The 23,509-nt window shown below is 58.2% G+C and carries 19 protein-coding genes and 1 pseudogene; 14 read left to right on the top strand and 6 right to left on the bottom strand.

Annotated elements, in window-relative coordinates:
• Positions 1–315 precede the first annotated feature (315 nt).
• From ACTG2W_RS19470 to ACTG2W_RS19410, 13 genes and pseudogenes are all read left to right on the top strand, one after another.
• Positions 316–579: a hypothetical protein gene (locus tag ACTG2W_RS19470; protein ID WP_106842710.1), complete on the top strand. Its 264-nt coding sequence runs from the start codon at positions 316–318 to the stop codon at positions 577–579.
• Positions 580–967: 388 nt separating this feature from the next.
• The gene (locus ACTG2W_RS19465; RefSeq protein ID WP_106842711.1) at positions 968–2,797 is read left to right on the top strand and encodes an AAA family ATPase; all 1,830 of its coding nucleotides are present in this window, start codon (positions 968–970) and stop codon (positions 2,795–2,797) included.
• Between the two features lie 718 nt (positions 2,798–3,515).
• Complete coding sequence (locus ACTG2W_RS19460; protein WP_440016470.1) at positions 3,516–5,426, top strand: PTS fructose transporter subunit IIABC; 1,911 nt, start codon at positions 3,516–3,518, stop codon at positions 5,424–5,426.
• 592 nt (positions 5,427–6,018) lie between these two features.
• Positions 6,019–7,424: pseudogene (gene uhpT / locus ACTG2W_RS19455) on the top strand (hexose-6-phosphate:phosphate antiporter).
• Between the two features lie 219 nt (positions 7,425–7,643).
• A complete protein-coding gene (locus ACTG2W_RS19450; protein ID WP_005334611.1) occupies positions 7,644–7,949 on the top strand; it encodes a PTS fructose transporter subunit IIB in 306 nt (101 codons plus the stop codon).
• Positions 7,949–8,716, top strand: a complete 768-nt coding sequence (locus ACTG2W_RS19445; protein ID WP_440016468.1) for a PTS sugar transporter subunit IIA — start codon at positions 7,949–7,951, stop codon at positions 8,714–8,716. The genes ACTG2W_RS19450 and ACTG2W_RS19445 overlap by 1 nt, the downstream gene beginning before the upstream one ends.
• Positions 8,717–8,820: 104 nt before the next feature.
• Positions 8,821–9,759 carry a pseudouridine synthase gene (locus tag ACTG2W_RS19440; RefSeq protein WP_106842714.1) on the top strand — a complete coding sequence of 313 codons (939 nt, stop codon included), beginning with the start codon at positions 8,821–8,823 and terminating at the stop codon, positions 9,757–9,759.
• Complete coding sequence (locus ACTG2W_RS19435) at positions 9,759–10,250, top strand: NUDIX hydrolase (protein ID WP_181281567.1); 492 nt, start codon at positions 9,759–9,761, stop codon at positions 10,248–10,250. Before ACTG2W_RS19440 ends, ACTG2W_RS19435 begins: the two co-directional genes overlap by 1 nt.
• 157 nt (positions 10,251–10,407) lie before the next feature.
• Positions 10,408–11,514, top strand: a complete 1,107-nt coding sequence (gene mnmA, locus ACTG2W_RS19430) for a tRNA 2-thiouridine(34) synthase MnmA (RefSeq protein WP_041217717.1) — start codon at positions 10,408–10,410, stop codon at positions 11,512–11,514.
• A gap of 23 nt (positions 11,515–11,537) precedes the next feature.
• Positions 11,538–12,152, top strand: a complete 615-nt coding sequence (gene hflD, locus ACTG2W_RS19425) for a high frequency lysogenization protein HflD (protein WP_005334622.1) — start codon at positions 11,538–11,540, stop codon at positions 12,150–12,152.
• A 129-nt stretch (positions 12,153–12,281) separates the two neighbouring features.
• Complete coding sequence (purB, locus tag ACTG2W_RS19420) at positions 12,282–13,652, top strand: adenylosuccinate lyase (RefSeq protein WP_279624236.1); 1,371 nt, start codon at positions 12,282–12,284, stop codon at positions 13,650–13,652.
• Positions 13,653–13,791: 139 nt separating this feature from the next.
• Positions 13,792–14,922: a ribosomal protein uL16 3-hydroxylase gene (locus tag ACTG2W_RS19415; protein WP_005353621.1), complete on the top strand. Its 1,131-nt coding sequence runs from the start codon at positions 13,792–13,794 to the stop codon at positions 14,920–14,922.
• A 183-nt stretch (positions 14,923–15,105) separates the two neighbouring features.
• Entirely contained in the window at positions 15,106–15,519 is a 414-nt protein-coding gene (locus ACTG2W_RS19410; protein WP_440016467.1) for a hypothetical protein, read from the top strand.
• Positions 15,520–15,615: 96 nt separating this feature from the next.
• Here the strand turns inward: ACTG2W_RS19410 and ACTG2W_RS19405 are convergent, their stop codons facing one another.
• The 4 genes from ACTG2W_RS19405 to pdxH are packed head-to-tail and all read right to left on the bottom strand — an operon-like array spanning position 15,616 to position 19,091.
• Positions 15,616–16,155, bottom strand: coding sequence for a GNAT family N-acetyltransferase (locus tag ACTG2W_RS19405; protein WP_013723560.1), 540 nt, complete (start codon positions 16,153–16,155; stop codon positions 15,616–15,618).
• 6 nt (positions 16,156–16,161) lie between these two features.
• Complete coding sequence (locus ACTG2W_RS19400) at positions 16,162–17,802, bottom strand: GNAT family N-acetyltransferase (RefSeq protein WP_440016466.1); 1,641 nt, start codon at positions 17,800–17,802, stop codon at positions 16,162–16,164.
• A complete protein-coding gene (locus ACTG2W_RS19395; protein WP_150998473.1) occupies positions 17,802–18,416 on the bottom strand; it encodes a glutathione S-transferase family protein in 615 nt (204 codons plus the stop codon). The genes ACTG2W_RS19400 and ACTG2W_RS19395 overlap by 1 nt, the downstream gene beginning before the upstream one ends.
• A 36-nt stretch (positions 18,417–18,452) precedes the next feature.
• Positions 18,453–19,091 (bottom strand): pyridoxamine 5'-phosphate oxidase, encoded by a 639-nt coding sequence (pdxH, locus tag ACTG2W_RS19390; RefSeq protein ID WP_005353629.1) that lies wholly within the window; start codon positions 19,089–19,091, stop codon positions 18,453–18,455.
• Positions 19,092–19,405: 314 nt separating this feature from the next.
• Here pdxH and ACTG2W_RS19385 point away from each other — a divergent pair, with 314 nt between their 5' ends.
• Positions 19,406–20,617: an RsmB/NOP family class I SAM-dependent RNA methyltransferase gene (locus ACTG2W_RS19385; protein ID WP_115521162.1), complete on the top strand. Its 1,212-nt coding sequence runs from the start codon at positions 19,406–19,408 to the stop codon at positions 20,615–20,617.
• A 106-nt stretch (positions 20,618–20,723) separates the two neighbouring features.
• On the opposite strand, the gene ACTG2W_RS19380 is transcribed toward ACTG2W_RS19385, so the two are convergent.
• A complete protein-coding gene (locus ACTG2W_RS19380) occupies positions 20,724–21,113 on the bottom strand; it encodes a RidA family protein (protein ID WP_440016465.1) in 390 nt (129 codons plus the stop codon).
• Positions 21,114–21,183: 70 nt separating this feature from the next.
• Positions 21,184–23,478, bottom strand: a complete 2,295-nt coding sequence (gene pflB, locus ACTG2W_RS19375) for a formate C-acetyltransferase (RefSeq protein WP_440016464.1) — start codon at positions 23,476–23,478, stop codon at positions 21,184–21,186.
• Positions 23,479–23,509 lie beyond the last annotated feature (31 nt).

Here is a 23,509-nt window from a genome sequence, read left to right as displayed (position 1 = left end):
CGGGAGTCGGCCTGAGCTGGCTGGACAAGCCCGAGCTCACCCCAGCCGCCATATCATCACCCCCAGCCTACAAAAGCGGGAGTCGGCCTGAGCTGGCTGGGCAAGCCCGAGCTCACCCCACCCGCCATATCATCACCGCTCACCAGCAAACCGCAGAAGCGGGCATCGACCAGAGGCACATGGCTGCGGCGCGCGGGCAAATAACAAAGAGGGGGACGCAAAAATGTGAGCCTGCTCACTGCGTCAGCAAGGAGAGATTGAGAGCCAAGTGGAGAGGAATATGATGGGCGCCTGCCTCACTTCACGATCCCATTTATGAGCAACCCGCACGACCAGAACCCGCCGACTGAAATCCACCGCTGTGACAAATGCGGCGAGCGTACCCGCCATATCGTGGTGCTGGTCGCTCGCGATCACAGCCAGGACATCATGCCCAAGGATCCGCGCAAAGCCTTCTGGCAAGCCTTTACTTCCAGCAGCATCACCAACTGGGCGTTTGGTGAAACACTGGCCTACCAGACCACCCATGTAAAACATCTAATTTGCGAGCGGTGCGGGGAGAAGTTTCTGGAGTATTGAGTGGCGGTAGTACCCGGCAAGAGGTGAAGCTCAGCTTGCACTCACAACGCCAGGCGGACAGATAACACCCACTTAATGAGTAATTTATTGATCTCTGGTAGGTTTTTGCCCTGTCATGGTTTCATTCAATTTTAATCGAGATTAATATGCCTCAGTTGGAGACCGGCCTACCTAGGTTTATGCATCAAGCTGTTTGGCCACCATTTTATATGGACGAATTACTGCTGCAGAGTAGAGACCATAGTCTACAAATAGTGAAAATTGGCCTTAAAAAGAAGAGATAAATAGTATTCATAATTTATATATCATTCCGAATTAATCATTATCTCTCGACAAAAAATTTTATTTTTACATTTAATTATCACATCATCTCAATGACGGTAACTATATGAGACTACATGAAATAAGCATTAAGAATTTTAGGAAGCTTAGAGATTGCACCATTCATTTTAGAGATTCAACATTTTTAATAGGTGCTAATAATGCAGGTAAATCCAGTGTTTTCTCTGCAATTAAACTATTACATAGTGCTGGTAACGCCATACGAGAAGACTATTCAAAGACATACAACGATGAGCAAGAGCTCTATGAGTATGCAGAAGAAATAGAAATTATCGCCCGATATCACAACTTACCGGATGACGCGAAGGAGTGGATAGGTTTTAAAGGTCGAGTTATTCATGTCGATACACCACTAAAAAATGAAACATCTAACAGTATCGTATATAAAAAAGTATGGTCTATCAAACAGTCAAAACCCAAATTTTACATGTTAGAATATCCTAAAAAACCAAAGGATGTTTTTTCAAATGCAATAAATGTATCAGATTTGGTTAGTGAAACATTCTCAGCAGACTTCTTGAGAGAGTTTTTTGGTGACACTAACTTCGACAAAAAAATATCCCTAAAAGCTAATCAAGAAAAACTGGAAGACCTAACCGATTACTGGGAGGTTCAAGATAATCAAGAACCGAAATGGGTTGAAAATCCTGGTGGAATACCAGGCAACGTATTATCTAAATTACCACGCATTGTAATTATTCCTGCTGAATCCTGCGTATCAGAACTTACATCTAGCAGTGGAGCATTACATTCACTCTTAGGTGATTTATTTGAACAAGTGCGCTCCACATCTGAAAACTACGAACAAGCACAAATATTTCTAAACAGATTGGCTTTAGAGCTCAACCCAAATGATATAGAAACTGACTTTGGCAAGCTCATAGAAGAGTTGAATGGAATGGCTCACAATCTATTTCCAGATTCATCTGTTCATGTTTCAGCAGCCCTAGACAAACCAGAAAAAACAATAAAACCTCAATTTTCGGTTGAGTTAGAAAGTAACGTCAAGACTGAGGTTTCGTATCAAGGCCATGGAATGATACGTGCAACTGCATTTCAACTGCTACGCTTTGTTCAAGAGTTTGTAAATAGAACGGCAGATAATCCAAGAAGTACAATATTTTGTTTTGAAGAACCTGAAATTTATTTGCATCCTTCCGCGGCAAATCAATTAAGAGATTCACTCTATGATTTAGCCGGGCCAAGCTGTCAAATAGTAGCAACAACTCACTCACCATACATGGTTAATCTAGGCACGGAAAAAAGTGTGAGCTTAACTAAATTTTCCTATAATGCAGACCGATTTACTGACACGACTTCATTCAACTTAGAAAACGCATTTTCAAACCTTCAAGACAATGAAAAACAAAATCTTAAAATGCTACTCAAGATAGATGATTATATATCTCGAATGTTTTTTACGAACAAGTGTGTCTTTGTTGAAGGCGATACTGAAGAAGTTGTTGTGCGCGAAACTATTAAGAGATTATCTCCCGAAGATAAAGCTCGAGTTATCGGTAACTGTGAATTTTTAAGAGCTAGAGGAAAAGCCGTATTGATATCCATAGCCAAGTATCTTAATGCATTAGATGTTGAATATATTTTTATGCATGATAGAGATGCGGGAACAGCTAAAGCCGAAGCGATGAATGCACCTATTTTGGCTGAAACTGGAGCTGATCGAAGAATTATGATTGAAGAGTGTATTGAAGACCTTCTAGGCTATGATGCTCCATCGAGTGAAAAACCATACAAAGCATTTCAACATATATCCCAAAATTGGGACAATGATTTTAATGGTCTTCCTGAACGCTGGAAAACCATTTTTTTAGAATTATGTGCACCATATTTGGACCATCTAAAACCGATCCAATGAGCTCATAGGCTTGGGTAGCGAAGCATATTCAGACATTCGCGTAATCAACATCAATCCAGTAGGGTGCAATAAGCGCAGCGCATTGCACCTCTATCTTTGCCACCACCCAGCCTGCCGAAACAGGCGGTGCAATTCACTCTGTTCATTGCACCCTACGGTGCTACCACACTCAACGCCCAAACAGGCGGTGCAATTCACTTTGTTCATTGCACCCTACGGTGCGTCTATGGCTGTGGTTTTTCTTGCCCGTTGTGGTGAGCTATCTGGCAGCGATGGCGCAACTCATTTCTCCAGCTTGTTCTGCTCGCGCCTCCCCTGCGCCTGCCCCTCTCTTCCCGCCTGCGGGGCCATTTCTGTGCGTTGGCTCACATCCAGCAGCCATTTTTCACCTCACAAATTTATAGAAAGAGCGCGCCCATCCACTGCGTAAAAACTCACCGCACGGCCAAAACGCTGAACCACGAACAAACACAACCAATTGATTTTAATCATCAATAAAAATATGAGCGATTCAATCCGCCCCCGTTTCAGCAGCTGTTCAGCTTTGCGATCAGGGTCACACTCAAGGTGATAGCGCACAAAAATCCAGTTATTCGCACATTTGTCCGATAGGGTGACCTCTGCCCCGGCGCGATAATAGTCGGGTCAATTTTGTCTGCATGCCGGCCTGCAAGGGCGGCATGCCAACAGGCTCCGGCAACGGAGCGGGGAGAGCGCCATGATCACCACCTTGATCAATGAACATCTGATCAACCTCGATTTGAAAGCGACGCGTAAGGAAGAGGTCTTCACCGAGATGGCCCGCCTGCTGGCGTCGCAAGGCAAGGTCAGCGACGAGCAGGCCTTTATCAAGGATCTGTGGGCCCGCGAAGAGCTGGGCAACACCGGCTTTGAAGAGGGCGTGGCCCTGCCCCACGCCAAGAGTGCGGCGGTATGCAACCCGGCGGTCGCCATCGGCATCAGCCGCAACGGCATCGAGTACGGCGCCGAAGATGGCAAGCCGTCCCACATTTTCTTCATGATCGCCTCCCCCGATGGCGGCGCCAACCACCATATCGAGGTGCTGGCCGAGCTCTCCGCCAAGCTGATCGAAGAGGGCTTTATCGCCAAACTGCTGGCGGCCAACACCCCGGCCGATGCGCTGGCGCTGCTGCTGGCCAAGAAAGAGGAGCAGAGCGCGGCACCGACCACCAGCAAAGGCTTTATCATCGGTGTCACCGGCTGCCCGGCCGGAATCGCCCACACCTATCTGGCTGCCGAGTCGCTGGAGCGCGCCGCCAAGGAGCTGGGTTATGAGGTGAAGGTGGAGACCAACGGCTCCATCGGCGTCAAGAACAGCCCGACCGCGGACGAGATCGCCCGCGCCACCGCCATCGTGGTCGCCTGTGACAAGCAGGTGGACATGGCCCGCTTTGCTGGCAAGCCGCTCATCAAAACCGGCGTGAAGGCCCCCATCAAGGATGGCAAGGGTCTGATCGAGCAGGCCCTGAAAGCCCCCGCCTATGTGGCAGACAAGGATGAGAAGAAGGGTGACGAGAAGCGCGCCAGCGGCGGCAGCTCGGATCTCTACCGCTACCTGATGAACGGCGTATCGCACATGATCCCGTTTGTAGTGACCGGTGGTCTGCTTATCGCCCTGTCACTGGCCATCGGCGGCAACCCGACCCCGAGCGGCATGCAGATCCCGGAAGGGAGCATGTGGAACCAGATCCTCAACGTCGGCGTGGCCGCCTTCACCCTGATGATCCCCATTCTGGCGGGCTATATCGCCTACGCCATCGGTGACCGTCCGGCACTGGCACCTGGCTTTATCGGCGGCTGGATCGCCAACAACGGCAGTTTCTACGGCGCTGACGCAGGTACCGGCTTTATCGGTGCCATCATCGCGGGCCTCCTGGTCGGCTATCTGGTGCGCTGGATTGCCACTCGCCAGTACCACAAGATGGTGCAGCCGCTGGTGCCGATCCTGATCGCCCCCATCGTTGGGTCACTCTTTATCGCTGCGGTATTTATCTTCATCATCGGCGCCCCGATTGCCGACATGATGACTGGCCTCAACGCCATGCTGCTCTCCATGAGCGGTGGCAGTCTGGTGCTGCTGGGTATAGTGCTGGGGGGTATGGCCGGCTTTGATATGGGTGGCCCGGTCAACAAGGTGGCCTTCCTCTTCTCCGTCGGCATGATCGCCTCCGGTCAGACCCAGTTTATGGGTGCCATGGCCTGCGCCATCCCGGCTGCGCCCCTTGGCATGTCGCTGGCGACCGTGCTCGGTCGCAAGCTGGGTATCTTCGATGCTTCTGAAATCGAAGCGGGCAAAGCCGCCGGCGCCATGGGTCTGGTGGGGATCTCCGAAGGTGCGATTCCGTTCGCCGCCCGTGACCCGCTGGCCGTGATCCCGGCCAACATTCTGGGCAGCATGACCGCAGCGGTGATGGCCTTCCTGTTTGGCATCACCAACAGCGTCGCCCACGGTGGCCCCATCGTGGCCCTGCTGGGTGCGGTCAACAAGCCGCTGCTGGCCCTGCTCTGCATGATCTGCGGTGCCATCGTCACCGGCGTGGTGGCGGTTGCCCTGAAAAAACTGCGGGTCAAAAAGAGTGATGAGGTAACTCTGGCCAAGGCGGCCTGAGGCCTCCATCGCCATGTCGTCTCGTAGAGCATAAAAAGAGGTCACCCCACGGGGTGGCCTCTTGTTTTTTGGGATGGCTGACGAGCCGTATTTCCCAAAATCGCCCCCCGAGAAATAGTGGTCGATAAGCACTCTCCCTTCACCTCTCCCCTTGCCTTTCCCTGGCACCCTTCCCAGCCCAGCCCAGCCCAGCCCAGCCCAGCCCAGCCCAGCCCAGCCCAGCACTCACACAGAGCGCCAAACTGGCTGAAATGGCAGCAATCTGGCGTCAGCGGTGTGATGTTTCTCACGCTTTGTCCGCGAAAGCGCAAAAACTAGGAAAATTTCCTAGCCCCACTAGGGATGGCTCTCAAGCCATTTTTTGCCCCTCTTATTAGAGTCACCCCACCTGATGTCGTGACCCGCACCGCGACGGGCAATGTGCCCCGTCATCCCGTGCCGGGCCCGGGTTTATATGGATGGAGCGTCGAGCGCAGCAACGGCTGACAGCCCCGACGTTCCGTTCCCCCTTCCGTGGCGTGACCTCGAACAACCTATCTACAAATGAGGGGCGCGGCGGAAATACCGTCTATCTCGCAGAGGATGAACGAAGATGTTGAAATTGCTCCAACAGGTCCGGGTCCCCACCCTCGACCTGCCGGTCGAAGCCCGGCGCAAGCTCTGGTTCAAGCCGTTTATGCAATCTTATCTGGTTGTATTTATTGGCTATTGACCATGTATCTGATCCGCAAGAACTTCAACATTGCGCAAAATGACATGATCCAGGAGTACGGTCTCTCCATGACCGAGCTTGGCATGATCGGCCTTGGCTTCTCCATCACCTACGGGGTGGGCAAGACCATCGTCTCCTACTACGCCGATGGCAAGAACACCAAGCAGTTCCTGCCGCTGATGCTGATCCTCTCCGCGCTCTGCATGCTGGGCTTCAGTGCCAGCATGGGCGGCACAGGTTTTAGCCTCTACTTCATGATCTTCTTCTATGCCCTGAGCGGTTTCTTCCAGAGCTGTGGCGGTTCGTGCAGCTACTCCACCATCACCAAGTGGACCCCTCGCAACAAGCGCGGCACCTATCTGGGTATGTGGAACCTCTCCCACAACGTGGGCGGTGCCGGTGCAGCCGGTGTGGCGTTGTTCGGTGCCAACTACCTGTTTGATGGCAACGTGCTCGGCATGTTTATCTTCCCCTCCATCATCGCGCTGATCGTCGGCTTTATCGGCCTGCGCTTTGGTAGCGATTCACCGGAAGCCTATGGCCTGGGCAAGGTGGAAGAGCTGTTTGACGAAGTGGCGAGCGAAGAGGATATCGCGACCGAAGAGCAGCAGCTGACCAAGTGGCAGATCTTCGTGAAGTACGTGTTGCTCAACAAGGTGATCTGGCTGCTCTGCTTTGCCAACATCTTCCTCTACGTGGTGCGTATCGGTATCGACCAGTGGTCTACCGTCTATGCCCACCAGGAGCTGGGCTTCTCCAAAGACGTGGCTATTCAGGGCTTTACCTTCTTCGAAGTGGGCGCACTGGTCGGCACCCTGATGTGGGGTTACCTCTCCGATCTGGCCAATGGCCGTCGTGGTCTGGTTGCCTGTGTGGCACTGGCGCTGATCATCGCCACCCTGGGTCTCTACCAGCATGCGACTACCCAGTTTATGTTCCTGGGCTCCCTGTTCACCCTGGGCTTCCTGGTGTTTGGTCCGCAACTGCTGATCGGCGTCGCCGCCGTGGGCTTCGTACCCAAGCAGGGCATCAGTGTGGCCGATGGCGTCAAGGGCACCTTCGCTTACCTGATTGGTGACAGCTTCGCCAAACTGGGTCTGGGCATGATCGCCGATGGCACCCCCATCTTCGGTCTGACCGGCTGGACCGGCACCTTCGCGGCGCTGGACATCGCAGCCGCCGCCTGTCTGGTACTGATGGGTTGTGTCGCGGTCGCCGAGGAGCGCAAGATCCGCCGCATCAAGCGCGAACTGAAAGCCGCCGAGCTGGCCGCCCAGACCGCCTGATAGCCATAACAACAGACGCAGATTGTTCAGGGCCACCCACAGGGGTGGCCCTTGTTGTTTAGAGCAACCAGACACCCGACTGGCCCGGCATGAGCCTGCACAGCCGTTCAAGGGACGGGCATATCCCCATCAAGATCCCACTTTTCATATGCGCTTTTGGTAAAAGCCCCCCGCTGGCGCTATCTTGTTGCTCCCCCTTGTCAGCATCACAGAGAGCAGATGAAGATCGTCGCCGTCACCGCTTGCCCGACCGGTATTGCCCATACCTATATGGCTGCCGATGCCCTGCAAAAAGCCGCCACTGGGCTGGGACTCAAGATCAAGGTCGAGACTCAGGGCGCCATGGGCATGGAAAACATGCTGACCGCCCGCGATATTGCCAGCGCCGACCTGGTGCTGATTGCCTCCGATATCGAGATTGAGCAGAAAGAGCGCTTCCTCGGCTGCACCATCCATCAGGTGAGACTGGAAACCGTGCTGCTGGATGCCAACGCCGTACTCAAGGCCCTGCCGATCCCGGCCTGATGCTGACCCGCGAAATCACCTTCTACTGCCAGCAGGGGTTGAGCATCACCCAGGCCAAGCAGTTGAACCGGCTGGCGGGGATGTTCAAATCCACCATCCGCTGCGCCAACCTCACCCGGCGTCAGACCGTTGCCGCCAGCAACCAGCTCTCCCTGTTGACCCTCGCCACCCAGCCCGGCGATCTCTGCCAGTTGCAAATTGAAGGATGCGATGCCGAGCTCGCCCACATGGCCTTCACCTGCTGGTGCGGGGAGCTGGGTCAACCGCTGGTGCGCCCGCGCACCGCCGCGCTGGCGGAGTTGCGACTGGTCAACGCTCTGCCCGACTACCATTTTGCCCTGCGCCAACTGGCCCATAGCACCGAACCGCTGACCAAGGCCGAAGCGCTCGAGCATCTGATCGATCTGCTGCCCGCCGAGCTGATCACCGACCGCGCCACACTGACCGCCGCGGTGGAGCGGCGCGAGCAGGTCTCGGCCACCATCATCCGCCCCGGCCTTGCCATGCCCCATGTATTGAGCGAAGGGATCAGCCAGCCAGCGCTGACCCTGCTCAATTGCAAGGAGCCCATCGAGTGGGGCTCTCAAATCGGGCCGGTGCAGACCATTATTCTGCTGGCGGTGCCGGTTGGTAGCGGACGGGAGACCCTGCGCCCCCTCACCCGACTGGCGCAGGCGATGATCGACGATGTGGTCAGCCACGCCCTGCTGTTGGCGGGCTCGCCCCCCGCCCGTCAGGCTATCGTGATCGAGAACCTGCTGAGCTAGGCGAATTGGCTCTGGGCGCTGCTTGCTGTAACGCCAGCCATTCATCCTGCCCTCAGCACCCTGTGGTACACTCGCTGCCATCGTCTGTCTGAAGTGTGTATCCGATGAAATCTCCCCGCTCCCGTCTCTCTGTCAGCCGCGCGCCGCGCGATAACGCCCCGCGCACGGCGGCCAAACCAGCCGCACCCCGCCATGCATCCCCCCGCAAACCGGAGCTGGCCCCAGCGGATCGCAAATTGCTCCTGCTGAACAAGCCCTATATGGTGCTCTGCCAGTTCACCGACGAGGCGGGCCGCGAGACCCTCAAGGATTACATCAAAGAGCCCGGCATCTATGCTGCAGGGCGGCTCGATCGCGACAGCGAGGGGCTGCTGCTGCTCACCAACGATGGCAAGCTGCAGGCGCGCCTCACCCAGCCGGGGGAGAAGACCCCCAAGACCTACTGGGTGCAGGTGGAAGGGATCCCGAGCGAGGATCAACTGGCCGCCCTTCGCGCCGGTGTGGAGCTCAACGACGGCATGACCCTGCCCGCCGGGGCGCGCATCATGGATGAACCTGCGGTGTGGCCGCGCAATCCGCCGATCCGCGAGCGCAAGGAGATCCCCACCAGCTGGCTGGAGATCAAGATCATCGAGGGGCGCAACCGCCAGGTGCGTCGGATGACCGCCCATATCGGCCACCCCACCTTGCGCCTTATTCGCTACGCCATCGGTGACTGGACCTTGGGTAACTGGCAAGAAGACGGGCTGGCACCCGGCGAGAGCCGCTGCCTGCCCGCCCCCGAGCTGACGCCGAGCTCCAGCAGCCGCCCGCGTCCCTCCTCATCCCGTTCAGGCGCTCATACCGCCAAACCGGCCAAACCGGCAGGGGAGGCGCCACGGCGGGCTAGCCAGCCGAGACGGGACGAGCGTCCCCGCAGCACTCACCCAACCGAGCGCGCAGCCACGAACCCGACCGGCGGCAAACCCCGCAGCAGCGGGCGAGGAACGGCACTCAGACCCGCCCGTGCGGGCAATCCCAATAGCAGCGACAAGGAGTCATGATGAGCAATCAGGCAGAGCACTCGACCACCAGCCACGCCCGTATGGAGGCGCGCCTGACGGTCGCCGCCCTGGTGCAGTGGCAGGGGCGCTTTCTGGTGGTGGAAGAGGAGATAAAAGGCCAGCGCCGCTTCAACCAGCCCGCCGGTCATGTGGAGCCGGGGGAAGATCTCATCCAGGCGGCCTGCCGCGAGCTGAAGGAGGAGACCGGGCTCACCGCCGCCCCCACCGCCTGGCTCGGGGTCTATCTCTACAAGCCGGCGGACAGCGAGGCCACCTTTGTGCGTACCGCCGTCATCTTCGACCTTGAAAAGGCGCCGGGTCAGCACCATCCAGAGGATCCTGACGGCGACGTGCTGGCCTGCCACTGGCTCACCCTGGCGGAGATCGCGGAGTGCAAACCGGCCCTGCGCAGCCCCCTGGTGTGGCAGTGCATTCAGGATTATCTGGCGGGGACACGGCTGCCGCTGTCGGCACTCAAGGCCTTTATATGAGGCCATTTGACACTCTTTTTCGGTGACAAAGGCCAACAACAGAAAAACGATTTCCTGCTATCAGGCTCCTGATGGGAACTGCGGCATGGATATGTGACCGGGGGCGCAAAACTCTGGTAGAATACGCCCCGTTTAAACGAACTGGTAACTTCGACTAATGACAGACAACAGCCAAATCAAGGTGATCGTCGGCATGTCCGGCGGCGTGGATTCTTCCGTCTCGGCCTACCTGCTCCAGCAGCAGGGCTATCAGGTCGAAGGCTTGTTCATGAAGAACTGGGAAGAAGACGACACGGACGAGTACTGCTCTGCCGCCCAGGATTTGGCTGATGCCAAGGCCGTCTGCGACAAGCTGGGGATGAAACTCCACACCATCAACTTCGCCGCCGAGTACTGGGACAACGTGTTCGAGCACTTCCTCGAAGAGTACAAGGCCGGCCGTACGCCGAACCCCGATATCCTGTGCAACAAGGAGATCAAGTTCAAGGCGTTCCTGGAGTTTGCCGCCGAAGAGCTGGGGGCCACCTACATCGCCACCGGCCACTATGTGCGCCGTGACGACAGCACCGGCCGCCCGCGCCTGCTGCGTGGCCTCGATACCAACAAGGATCAGAGCTACTTCCTCTACACCTTGAGCCAAGCTCAGGTGGGTCAGAGCCTGTTCCCGGTTGGCGATCTGGAAAAGCCCGAGGTGCGCCGCATCGCCGAGCAGCTGGATCTCATCACCGCCAAGAAGAAAGACTCCACCGGTATCTGCTTTATCGGTGAGCGCAAATTCAAGGACTTCCTGGCCAAGTTCCTGCCCGCCCAACCCGGCCCCATCGAAACCGTCGATGGCAAGGTGATCGGCGAGCATCAGGGCCTGATGTATCACACCCTGGGCCAGCGCAAGGGGCTTGGCATCGGTGGGCGCAAAGATGCCACCGAAGAGGCCTGGTACGTGGTCGACAAAGAGGTCGAGCGCAACACCCTGGTGGTGGCGCAGGGCGAACATCCCCGCCTCTACTCCGATGGTTTGATTGCCAGCCAGCTGCACTGGGTGGATCGCACCCCGATCCGCGAGCCGCGTCGATGCACCGTCAAGACCCGCTACCGCCAGCAGGATATTCCCTGCCTGATCCAGCCCATCGATGATGAAACCATCCGGGTCATCTTCGACGAGAAACAGGCTGCGGTCACCCCGGGTCAATCCGCCGTCTTCTACGACGGGGAAGTGTGTCTGGGCGGCGGCATCATCGAGCAGCGTTTCAGCCATCCGGTTTGAATCCTTAACAGAAGGCAGCAGACGTGAGCGATAAATTCCAAGACAGAACAATGGCCTTTGCCGGCATCTGCCAGGCCGCGTATCTGGTGCAGAAGGTGGCCCGAGACGGCAGCTGTGACGAGGCCGCCCTGCGCGAAAGCCTCTCCAGTATTCTGGTGACCAACCCGAGCCAGCCGCTCGAGGTGTTCAACAACACCCATCTGGCCATTCGCGACGGCTACCGTGCGCTGGTCGAGCAGCTGGGTGCCGACGGCAGCCAGAAGAATGCCGAGCTGACCCGCTACGTGGTAAGCCTGATTGCACTGGAGCGCAAGCTGGCCAAGCGCAAGGACATTCTCAATATGCTGGGTGAGCGGATCAGCCAGATTGGCCGCCAGCAACAGCACTTCGATCTGCTCGACGAGCAGATTTTGGCCAACATGGCGAGCATCTACAGCGATCTTATCAGCCCCATCGGGCCGCGCATCCAGGTTGCGGGTACCCCGCTGTTCCTGCAGCAACCGTTGGTGCAGCACAAGGTGCGCGCCCTGCTGTTGGCAGGCATTCGTGCCTGCGTGCTGTGGCGTCAGCTCGGTGGCAGCCGTACCCAGATCATCTTCGCTCGCAAGAAGATGGTGGAGCTGGCCAAACGTTACTAATCATCGGCTCGCACGCGGGCAAGCGAGAGCGACATCAGGGTGAACAACCGCACATCCGCCTTGATGACGACTCAGCCCCACGCGCGAGTGGATACGGATCCCCCACACAAATCATCAGGAGTTCACCCCATGGAGCTGTCCGCGCTGACTGCTGTTTCCCCGATTGACGGTCGTTATGGCGACAAGGCCGATGCCCTGCGCCCTATCTTCTCCGAATTCGGCCTGCTGCGTTTTCGCGTCGAAGTCGAGGTGCGCTGGTTGCAAAAACTGGCCAGCCACGCCGGGATCCCGGAAGTCCCTGCCCTGAGCGCGGCCGCCAACGCCCTGCTCGACGGCATCGTCAGCAACTTCAACGAGAGTGACGCCGCCCGCATCAAACAGATCGAGCGCACCACCAACCATGATGTGAAAGCGGTGGAGTACTTCCTCAAAGAGAAAGTCGAAGTGAACCCGGAGCTGGCGGCTGTCAGCGAGTTCATCCACTTCGCCTGCACCTCGGAAGACATCAACAACAACTCCCACGGTCTGATGCTGAAAACCGCTCGCGAAGAGGTCATCAAGCCTTATTGCGAGAAGCTGATCAGCGAGCTCAAGCGTCTGGCCCACGAGTACCGTGACATGCCGCTGCTCTCCCGCACCCACGGCCAGCCGGCCACCCCGAGCACCATGGGCAAGGAAATGGCCAACGTCGCCTACCGTCTGGAGCGCCAGTTCAAGCAGATCATGGCGGTGGAGATCCTCGGCAAGATCAACGGTGCGGTCGGCAACTACAACGCCCACATCAGCGCCTATCCGGAAGTGGACTGGCACCAGTTCTCCGAGGAGTTCGTGACCTCTCTGGGCCTGACCTGGAACCCCTACACCACCCAGATCGAGCCGCATGACTACATCGCCGAGCTGTTCGACGCCATGGCTCGCTTCAACACCATCCTGATCGACTTCGACCGCGATGTGTGGGGTTACATCTCCCTGGGCCACTTCAAGCAGCGCACCATCGCGGGGGAAATCGGCTCCTCCACCATGCCGCACAAGGTCAACCCCATCGACTTCGAGAACTCCGAAGGCAATCTGGGTCTGGCCAACGCCGTGTTCCAGCATCTGGCGAGCAAGCTGCCCATCTCCCGCTGGCAGCGTGACCTGACCGACTCTACCGTACTGCGCAACCTGGGTGTGGCGGTGGGTTACTCCCTGATTGCCTATCAGGCGACCCTCAAGGGCATCTCCAAGCTGGAAGCCAACGACGCCGCCATGGCCGCCGATCTGGATGCCAACTGGGAAGTGCTGGCCGAGCCGATCCAGACCGTGATGCGCCGCTACGGAATCGAGAAGCCCTACGAGAAGCTCAAGGAGCTGACCCGTGGTCGCCGCGTCGATGCTGAAGGGATGCGTACCTTTATCGACACCCTGGAGTTGCCGGAAGCGGTCAAGGTTGAGCTGAAGAAGCTGACCCCGGCCAACTACATCGGCGACGCCCAGCGTCTGGTTGATCTGCTGAAGTAAGCCAACCGGCAGTGACGAAGGGGCCCTGTGCACGATACGCCACAGGGCCCCTGTTATTTTCCCTGCCACGGCAGGATCCCGAGTGGCTTTTCCCAAGCCTGCCTTGGGCAAAACCTCTTTGCGAGACACGAGAAACAGCATGTACGAACTCAATCTGGATATCGCTCACTTCCTCGAGCACTACTGGCAGAAGCGCCCGCTCCTTATCAAGGGTGGCTTCAAGGACTTTCAGGATCCCATCAGCCCGGACGAGCTGGCGGGTCTGGCCATGGAAGAGGTGGTAGAGTCCCGCCTCGTCACCCGTTTCGACGGCAAGTGGGATGCGGCCCACGGCCCCTTCGAATCCTACGACCATCTGGGCGAAGAGAACTGGACCATTCTGGTACAGGCTTGCAACCACTGGGCTCCCGAGGTGAACGAGCTGGCCGTGCCGTTCCAGTTCATCCCGGGCTGGCGCTTTGACGATGTGATGGTGAGCTTCTCCACACCCCATGCGGGTGTCGGCCCCCACATCGACAATTACGATGTGTTTATCACCCAGGGTCTGGGCAAACGCCACTGGCGGGTTGGCGATGCCAAGCCCCTCAACGAGTTCGCCGCCCATGCCGCCCTGCTGCACTGCGAGCCGTTCGAGGCGATCATCGACGTCATCATGGAGCCGGGCGACATCCTCTACATTCCGCCCGGATTCCCCCACGAAGGCTACGCCATCGAGCCCTCCATGAACTTCTCGGTGGGTTTCCGCGCACCAGATGCCAAGGCGCTTATCTCCTCCTTTGCCGATCACCTGATCGACAACGAGGTGCGTACCGAGCGTTACGGCGATGCCGATCTCAAGCCCCGCGCCCGTCACGGCGAGATCCAGCCACACGAGCTGCACCGTCTGCGCGAGCTGATGCAGCAGGCTCTCGATGACGAGACCCTGTTCAAGGAGTGGTTCGGCACCATGATCTCCGAGGCCAAGCACGATCTCGATGTCAATCCGGTCGAGCCGGACTACAGCGCCGAGGAGGTAGCCGACCTGCTGACCCAGGGCGAACCTGCCATCAAGGTGCCGGGGCTGCGCACCGTCTGGTTTAGCGGCGAGAGCCAGCAGTGCTTCATCGACGGTGAAGCCTGGACTCTGCAGAGCGAAGACGCGGCAGCCATTTCCCTGTTGTGTGACAAGGACATCATCACTCAGGCCGATATGGTGGAACTGGCCGATCAGGCTGGCTTCCTGCAACTGCTGACCCGTCTGGTCAACCGTGGTTACTGGTTCTTTAACTGATCCGGCAGTAACCGAAGTATAAAAAGGCGCCTTATGGCGCCTTTTTTGTCACTCAGAGGCGGTTCAATTAACAATCGATGCGCGAAGCTGAACCCACTCTTGATGAACCGACAGGTGGTTATTTATTGAACTAAAATGGATGGGTATCATGCGTCCGTCCCTGTTCACAAGAGAAGCGCCACCATGCAAATCACCTCCCGGCCCATGCCGCTGCCCGATTACGGCAAATATCCCTCCTCTCCTGCTGTCACACCCGAGCAGGTCAGTCAGGCCCGTAACGAAGCACTGACCAAGAAGGATGAATTGCAGGCACAGAGCGAAGAGAAAGCAACGGCTCGCAGAACTCTGGCGGTCTCTTATACGGCTAACCAGCAAGATAAAGCCGTGGTGGAGCGCTACCTGGAAGCCAGCGGTCAGGAGACCGACAGCAAGTCGGGCCCGAGCACGGCTGATATGTATCAGGCAGCGAATCGCTACCAGCGCCAGCAGAATCTCAGCGACTACATGCAATTCCAGCAGAGCCCGCTCGCCCAGCAGATGGGTGACATGGTGGGCGAAGATAATCGCAAGGGCACCCAGCTAGATATCATTGCCTGAGCCAATTTGCTCGAATAAGCCCGGCAGGGACCAATACAAGATGAAAAAGCCCTCGCTGAGGGCTTTTTCGTTATGGCTTGTCGCTGCGACGTCTCGCTATAAATGGGACACTTCTGCCTGCGCGTCCGGCAGCTCGTCGGGGAGTTCATCAAACAGGGGGTGATAGAGCACCTCCCCCTGCACTCCCGCAAAACCGCGCTCCTGCAGCTCCATCGCCATAAAGCAGTCGGCAGGCACCTCATAGATGCAGTGCAGGCCAAACTCGCTGGCCGGGCGGAAACCGAAACGGCTGTAGTAGACCGGATCCCCGAGTACCACCACCCCTTTCCAGTCCATCTCGAGCGCCGTATCAAGCCCTTCACGGATGAGATCAGAACCAATCCCCTGACCTTGCCAGTCGGGATGAACCGCGACCGGCGCCAGACCGAGCCAGGGACCTTCCATGCCGTTAATGGTGATCGGGCTTAGCATCAGGTGCCCCATGAACTCGTACTCTTCCTCTTCGACCATGGTCACCACGGCAGCACCACATTCGCGCAGGCGGTTGACCAATTCGGCCTCATCGGAACGACCGAAGGCGGCACTCAGCAGCTCATAGACCGGCAGCATGTCACCGGGGCGCTCGGTTCTCAACATCAGGTATTACTCCTCGTACAGCAGAGCGGGCATTATTCCACACAACGGCTGGTCATTCTGAGTACCTTTGTCCAAAAATGGGAGGGTGCACTCAGGAAAACGAGCGGCAAACTGCTGCTGCAAGGCGGTTAGCGTAGCCGGGGTGACCCTGTTCATCGCCTCGCGGTAGGCCAGCCAGAGGGCGGGAGCCTCCCGCGCCAACCGCTCAAAGGTCAATTCGGGCGTTTGATACCAACAACCATACAGCTCGTCGACCAGCTCCGGCAGCTCCACCAGCAACCGTAACTGCTGATAGCGTATCTGCGACGAGTCACCGTTGCCGCCCAGCGCCTGCGACATCAATTGGTTGAACCAGTGGCGCCGTGATGCGCGCTCCTCGCGGCTGATCAGCTCGGGCCCCTGACGCTGCAGCGCGGCCAGTTGCAGCAACCACGCCAGTCCCTGTTCATCCCTGTCTTTCAGCAAGACGCCGCCAAGATGGGACAACTGCTCCGGTTCGGCCTGCTCCAGCAGATCGACGGGGTAACAGTGTAGCGCCAGCAACCGCTCAAGTTGCGGCGGGCAGCACAGACAGCAGGGCTCCTCCCCCGCGCCCCTCTCATCCACAAAGAGCGAGATGGCCAGCTTGCCATTGGCACTCTGCCGATTGGTCGTTGCGGGATCACACAGGATCACCACAGCAATCCGCTCATCAGCAAGCCAGCGGGCAATCTCCTCGGGCAAGGGATTGGGTAAGGAGGGAGCGCGATCCAGTCGCCAGTAGCTCACCTCACATGGCTGGCGACCGCTGATATGGCGCCGCCCGCGATAGTGCATCCCCACTTTTGCCATCACCCGGCCGGAGGCTAAATTGTCTGGCATATGGCGAGCCGTCAGCGCAGGCAGTTGCAGTTGGTCAAAGGCAAACGCCTTGACCAAGCTTGCTGCCCGAGTCGCCAGACCGCGATTCTGCCAGGGCACGCCCACCCACCAGGCGAGCTCGCCATTCCAGTGCAGGGAGATCACCCCAAGCAACGCCGCACCTTGCTCCTCTGGCAAGGTGATGGCCCAGCTCCAGCCAAGGCCAAGCGCCGCCTTGCGCCAGCTAAGGGCCAGCCAGTCGCGGGCCCCCTCCGGCGGATAGGGGTGAGGAATATTGAGGGTGTAGCGGGCCAGCGCCTCATCGCTGCAATAGCGCACTATCTCGCGCTCATCGGCGGCCTGCAGTGGTCGCAGCACGACGCCTGATAGCGGATGCCCCTCAGCCAGGGTCGGCGCCGTCACGCGGCGCGCCAGCAGGCGATTGAGCACGGCGCCCAAATCGGCCTCGGGGGTGAGCGGCAGATCGGCCCCCACAGGGCCAAGGGTGAGCAGTCCCTGCTCCTTGGCGAGGGTCAGTAGGGAGGTGGAGGCACTGATCAGGATCTGGCGGCTGGGATCAACATGAAAATCCGTCAGCAGATCCCCATCGAGCCAAGCAGCCAGCAGGGCCCCCGGGCAGAGCACCCCGTCAGGAGGACTGCTCGCCCAGGGAGCATCGGTTTGATCGAGGGCGGCGGCCGCCTCTTTGCCCAGTAGCAGCTGCCAGCGATGACCTTGCTGCTGCCAATGCAGCAACAGCGCAGCCCACTGTGGTTGCCACAGACTGGCCTCGATCAGCAGTTCCATCAGCTGGCCTGACAGGCCGCTGGCAGCGTCAGATGGCGGGGATGGGCTTCGATACGGGCGATCCAGCTACGGATAGCGGGCCACCCCTGAAGGGAGAAGATCCCCTCCTCTGCCACATGGGTGTAGGCATAAAGGGCGATATCGGCGATGGTCGGCGCATCACCGCACAGGTAGGGGCTCTGTTTCAGCTGCTGCTCCATTACCGCCAGCGCCTTCTCGCCACCGGCTTTCAGCCCGTCGAGCCGCGCCTCCTGCGACTCGGGTCGGCCGAGATAGTGAACGATAAAGCGGGCCACCGCGATGTAGGGCTCATGGCTGTACTGCTCAAAGAACATCCATTTGAGCACCTCGGCCTGCTGGCGCGGATCGGTTGGCCACAAGGCACTGCCTTGCCCCAGATAGAAGAGGATGGCGTTGGATTCCGCCAGCGCATCGCCTTGGCCAATCTCCAGCACCGGGATCTTGCCGTTGGGGTTCATGGCCAGAAATGCGGGGGTACGGGTATCCCCCGCCTGAATATCCACCTCTACCCACTCAAGGGGCAACTCCAGCCAGCGGGCCAGCAGCCACACCTTGTAACAGTTGCCGGAACGCAGATCACCATACAGACGCATACACACTCCTTGTGAAAACAGATTTGAATAGCGCGCTCAGGGAGCCAGACGCTCGATATGCCAGCCATCCCCGTCGCGGGTGTAGTAGAAGCGGTCGTGCAGCCGGTGCTCGCCCCCCTGCCAGAACTCCACCGTCTCGATCACCACCCGGAATCCGCCCCAGAAGCTCGGCAGCGGCACTTCGCCATTGGCAAACTTCTGCTTGAGCTCGAGGAACTTGGCCTCCAGCACGCCACGGGCCGATATGCGGGTCGACTGCTTGGAGACCCAGGCAGCGATCTGGCTATCCTTGGGACGGCTGTGGAAGTACTTCATCACTTCGAAGGTACTCATCTTCTCCACCCGACCGGTCACATGTACCTGACGGTCGAGCGTATGCCAAGGGAAGAGCAGGCTGATACGGGGATTGCCTTCCAGCTGCTGCGCCTTGCGGCTGCCCATGTTGGTGTAAAAGACCATCCCCTGGGCATCGTAGTGCTTGAGCAGCACGGTGCGCTGCCAGGGCTGACCATCGGCATCCACCGTCGCCACCACCATGGCGGTGGGATCGGTCAGTTTGGCCTCACAAGCCTGCGCCAACCACTTCTCGAACAGCGCCAGCGGCTCGGCCGGCAGATCGGCCCGGTGCAGCCCGCCACGGGAGTATTCACGACGCAGATCAGCAACATCCATCATCTTGATTTTCCTTCAAATAAATAATGGTTCCACGACCATCAAGAGAGTGACGCAGGCATTGTGCTCCGCTCATCTGTCAGTGACAAGCCATAACACAGCCGAGCACTCCACCGCAGAACAGATAACACTTCGGCAGTTGCTCTTGCCAATTTTCAGACGTAGTCACAGTCAAAAAGGGAATCACACTCGACCACACTTTATATATCTACCTTGCACCGCATGACCCTTACACCTATCATTGCGCCGGTTTATCTGTTTTAGAATCATCCACAGCTACTCGGATGGTTCATCTTTATCTGGCCAAGGTTAATCTCATGCTCAAATCCCCACTGTTGCCCCGTTTCGGGGATCTGGTCGTTGCCATTGTTGACGATGTGCTCGGTCAGGGTCTTACCCTCGACCGCGCTTATGCCCGTCACTTCTCCGGCATCGAACTCAAACCGCAAGAACAGGCAAGGATTGCCCTGGTCACCGGCGACCTGCTGCGCCGTCTCAGCCTCTATTGTTTCCTCACCGGTATTCAGGTGCGTCAGGCCGAAAAGAATGTCTGGCCGCTGCTTCACAGCTGGCACGCATTCCACAAAATTGCCCAACCCAACCACCCGACCCTAGATCGCTTCAATGAAGAAGCATTCCGCCGCCGTCTGACCGAGGCGAAGAAGAACCCGGTATTGATGGATGGTTGCCCTGCCTGGTTGGAGAAACTGGGCAACGAGCAGTTGGGTGAAGCCTGGCCTGCCGAGCGTGCCGCCCTGGCCTGGATGCCCAAGCGTTACCTGCGGGTCAACACCCTCAAGTGCACCCGTGATGAGCTGCAGGCCATGCTGGCCAAAGAGCAGGTCACCACCATTCCGGTTGAAGGTGTGGAGACTGCCCTGCAGGTCACCTCCGACGCAGCCCTGTTCCGTACCAAGGCCTTTGCCGATGGTTGCTTCGAACAGCAGGACGCCGGCTCCCAGCACATCGCTGCCGCACTCGACGTCGCGCCCGGCATGCGGGTGATCGACGCCTGCGCCGGTGCCGGTGGCAAGACCCTGCATATCGCCGCCATGATGCAGGGCAAAGGCCGTCTGCTGGCAATGGATGTGGAAGAGTGGAAGCTGGAAAACCTCAAGCAACGCGCTCGTCGCGCCGGTGCCCACAACGTGGAGACCCGGGTCATCACCAGCAGCAAGACCGTCAAGCGCCTCAAAGAGAGCGCCGACCGCGTACTGCTGGACGTGCCCTGCTCCGGTCTAGGCGTACTCAAGCGCAATCCGGATGCCAAGTGGCGTGATACCGCCGAGCGTCTGCCGGTGCTGGTCGCGCTGCAAGAAGAGATCCTGCAGCGTTACAGCCAGATGGTGAAAGTCGGCGGCCTGCTGGTCTATGCAACCTGCTCCATCCTGCCCGAGGAGAACCGCCAGCAGGTGGACAAGTTCCTCGCCGCCAACGAAAACTTCCGTCTGCGTGACGATCACACCGTGAGCCCGTCCGAGACCGGCTTCGACGGCTTCTACATGGCTCGTATCGAACGGATCGCCTGATCCAGAATGACCTGCTCCTTGCGCCCTTATCGCGCACGGCGGGTTCGATGAAAAAAGAGCGGCAGCCCTCGGGCTGCCGTTCTTTTTATTGATAAGGATCGCCGCGTCAGGACTCCAGCGCAGCAATCGCCTCTATCTCGATCTTCACATCCTTCGGCAAGCGGGCCACTTCCACGCAAGAGCGCGCCGGATACATGGCATCGTGCTCGGTGAAGAATTCGTTGTAGACCTGATTCACCGCAGCAAAGTCGTTCAGATCCGAGACAAACACCGTGGTCTTGAAGATGTTGCGCACCTCGCCGCCTGCCGCCTCGACAATCGCCTGTACGTTTTGCAGGGAGCGCAGGGTCTGCGCTTCGATCCCCTCCGCAACGTCGCCGCTCACCGGGTCCAGTGGGATCTGACCGGAGGTGTATAGGATGTTGCCAATCCGGGTGGCCTGCACATAGGGGCCGATGGCACCCGGTGCCGCCTTGGTAGTGATAACCTGTCGCATCTTTAGCTTTCTCCTTGATTTCATATAAGTGGTCAGCCCGGAGCAAACCCGCTCACTCCGGGCACATCAATCAGATCATGTTGGTGAAGGTTCTTGAAATCACATCCTGTTGCTGCTCGCGAGTCAGGGCGTTGAAGCGCACCGCATAGCCGGAGACCCGGATGGTCAGGCTGGGGTACTTGTCCGGATTGTCGATGGCATCCAGCAGCATCTCGCGGTTCATCACGTTGACGTTGAGGTGCTGACCCCCTTCCACATCCCGCTCGTGATGGAAGTAGCCATCCATCAGCCCCACCAGATTGTTCTCGCGATTGGCCGGTTCCTTGCCGAGCGCCCCTGGCACGATGGAGAAGGTGTAGGAGATCCCGTCCTTGGCGTATTTGAACGGCAGCTTGGCCACCGAGGCGAGTGAAGCAACCGCCCCCTTGCGATCCCGACCGTGCATCGGGTTGGCCCCCGGGGCAAACGGGGCACCGGCGCGGCGGCCATCCGGGGTGTTGCCGGTCTTCTGGCCATACACCACGTTGGAGGTGATGGTCAGGATCGACTGGGTCGGCACCGCATTGCGGTAGGTCGGCAGCGCCTGGATCTTCTTCATGAAGCGCTCGACCAGATCGCAGGCGATGGAGTCGGCCCGCTCGTCGTTGTTGCCGTACTGGGGATACTCCCCCTCAATCACGAAATCGACCGCCAGCCCGTCCGCATCGCGCACCGGCTTGACCCGAGCGTACTTGATGGCCGCCAGCGAATCGACCGCCACCGACAGACCGGCAATGCCGCAGGCCATGGTGCGATAGACGTCGCGATCGTGCAGCGCCATCAGCGAGGCCTCGTAGCTGTACTTGTCGTGCATGTAGTGAATAAGGTTGAGCGCACTGATGTACTGCACCGCCAGCCAATCCATAAAGCTGTCGAGGCTCGCCATGACGGTCTCGTAATCCAGCACCTCGTCCATGATGGGCGCCACTTTCGGGCCAACCTGGATCTTCAGCTTCTCGTCCACGCCACCGTTGATGCAATAGAGCAGGGTCTTGGCCAGGTTGGCGCGGGCACCGAAGAACTGCATCTGCTTGCCGATCACCATGGGGCTCACGCAGCAGGCGATGGCGTAGTCATCGCTCTCGAAGTCGGTGCGCATCAGGTCATCGTTCTCATACTGCAGGGATGAGGTATCGATGGAGACGCGGGCCGCATAGGTCTTGAAGGCCCGCGGCAGCCCTTCCGCCCAGAGGATGGTGAGGTTGGGCTCGGGCGCCGGCCCCATGGTCTTGAGGGTGTGGAGGTAGCGGAAGGAGCTCTTGGTCACCAGGGTGCGACCATCCAGCCCCATGCCGCCGATCACCTCGGTCGCCCAGATGGGATCGCCGGAGAAGAGGGAGTCAAACTCGGGGGTACGCAGGAAGCGCACCATGCGGATCTTCATGATGAAGTGATCGACCAGCTCCTGGGCATCCTGCTCGCTGATGAGCCCTGCCTTCAGATCCCGCTCGATATAGATGTCGAGGAAGGTGGCGGTACGACCGAGGGACATGGCGCCACCGTTTTGCGACTTCACTGCCGCCAGATAGGCAAAGTAGAGCCACTGCACCGCCTGCTGGGCAGTGCGTGCCGGCCCGGAGATGTCAAAACCGTAGCTGGCCGCCATCTGCTTGATCTGCACCAGTGCCCGCTTGTGTTCGGCCAGCTCCTCGCGCTGGCGGATCACCTGCTCCAGCTGCTCTCCCCGCTCGAGAGCCGGTTGCAGATCGGCAAACTGCAGCTCCCGCTCACGGATTAGATAATCTATGCCATAAAGCGCGACCCGACGATAATCTCCGATAATGCGACCACGACCGTAACCATCCGGCAAACCGGTCAATACCCCTGACTTTCGGCAGCGCAACATCTCGGGAGAGTAGACGTCGAACACGCCCTGATTATGGGTTTTGCGCAATTCGCTGAAGGTATATTCAAAATCGGGATCCATCTCCCGGCCATATGCTTCAAAAGAACTGCGGATCATATTTACGCCGCCAAACGGGTGCAGCGCTCTTTTAAGGGGCTTGTCGGTTTGCAGGCCAACAATCTTTTCCAGCCCTTGCTCGATATAACCCGGCCCGTGGGCAGTAATGGTCGTGGCAATATTGGTATCAAAATCGACCGGTGCGTGGGTGGCGTTCTCGATACGGATCCCCTCCATCACCTTGTTCCACAAAGTGGTGGTCGCTTCTGTGGCATCTGCTAAAAACTGTTCGTCACCTTCATAGGGGGTGTAGTTCTGCTGGATAAAATCACGAACGTTGATTTCATGTTTCCAGTTTTCACCGGCAAACCCTTGCCATGCCTGACGGAATTTATCCTGATCCAATTGCATATCAACTTTCATCAAATAAACCTCATTCACTACTCATGACACA

Origin of the sequence: Aeromonas sp. 96A, from assembly GCF_051919165.1 — a bacterium.
Taxonomy (GTDB): Bacteria; Pseudomonadota; Gammaproteobacteria; order Enterobacterales; family Aeromonadaceae; genus Aeromonas; species Aeromonas veronii.
The sequence above is the reverse complement of the archived record's forward strand: the minus strand, read 5'-3'. Positions and strand labels throughout refer to the sequence as shown.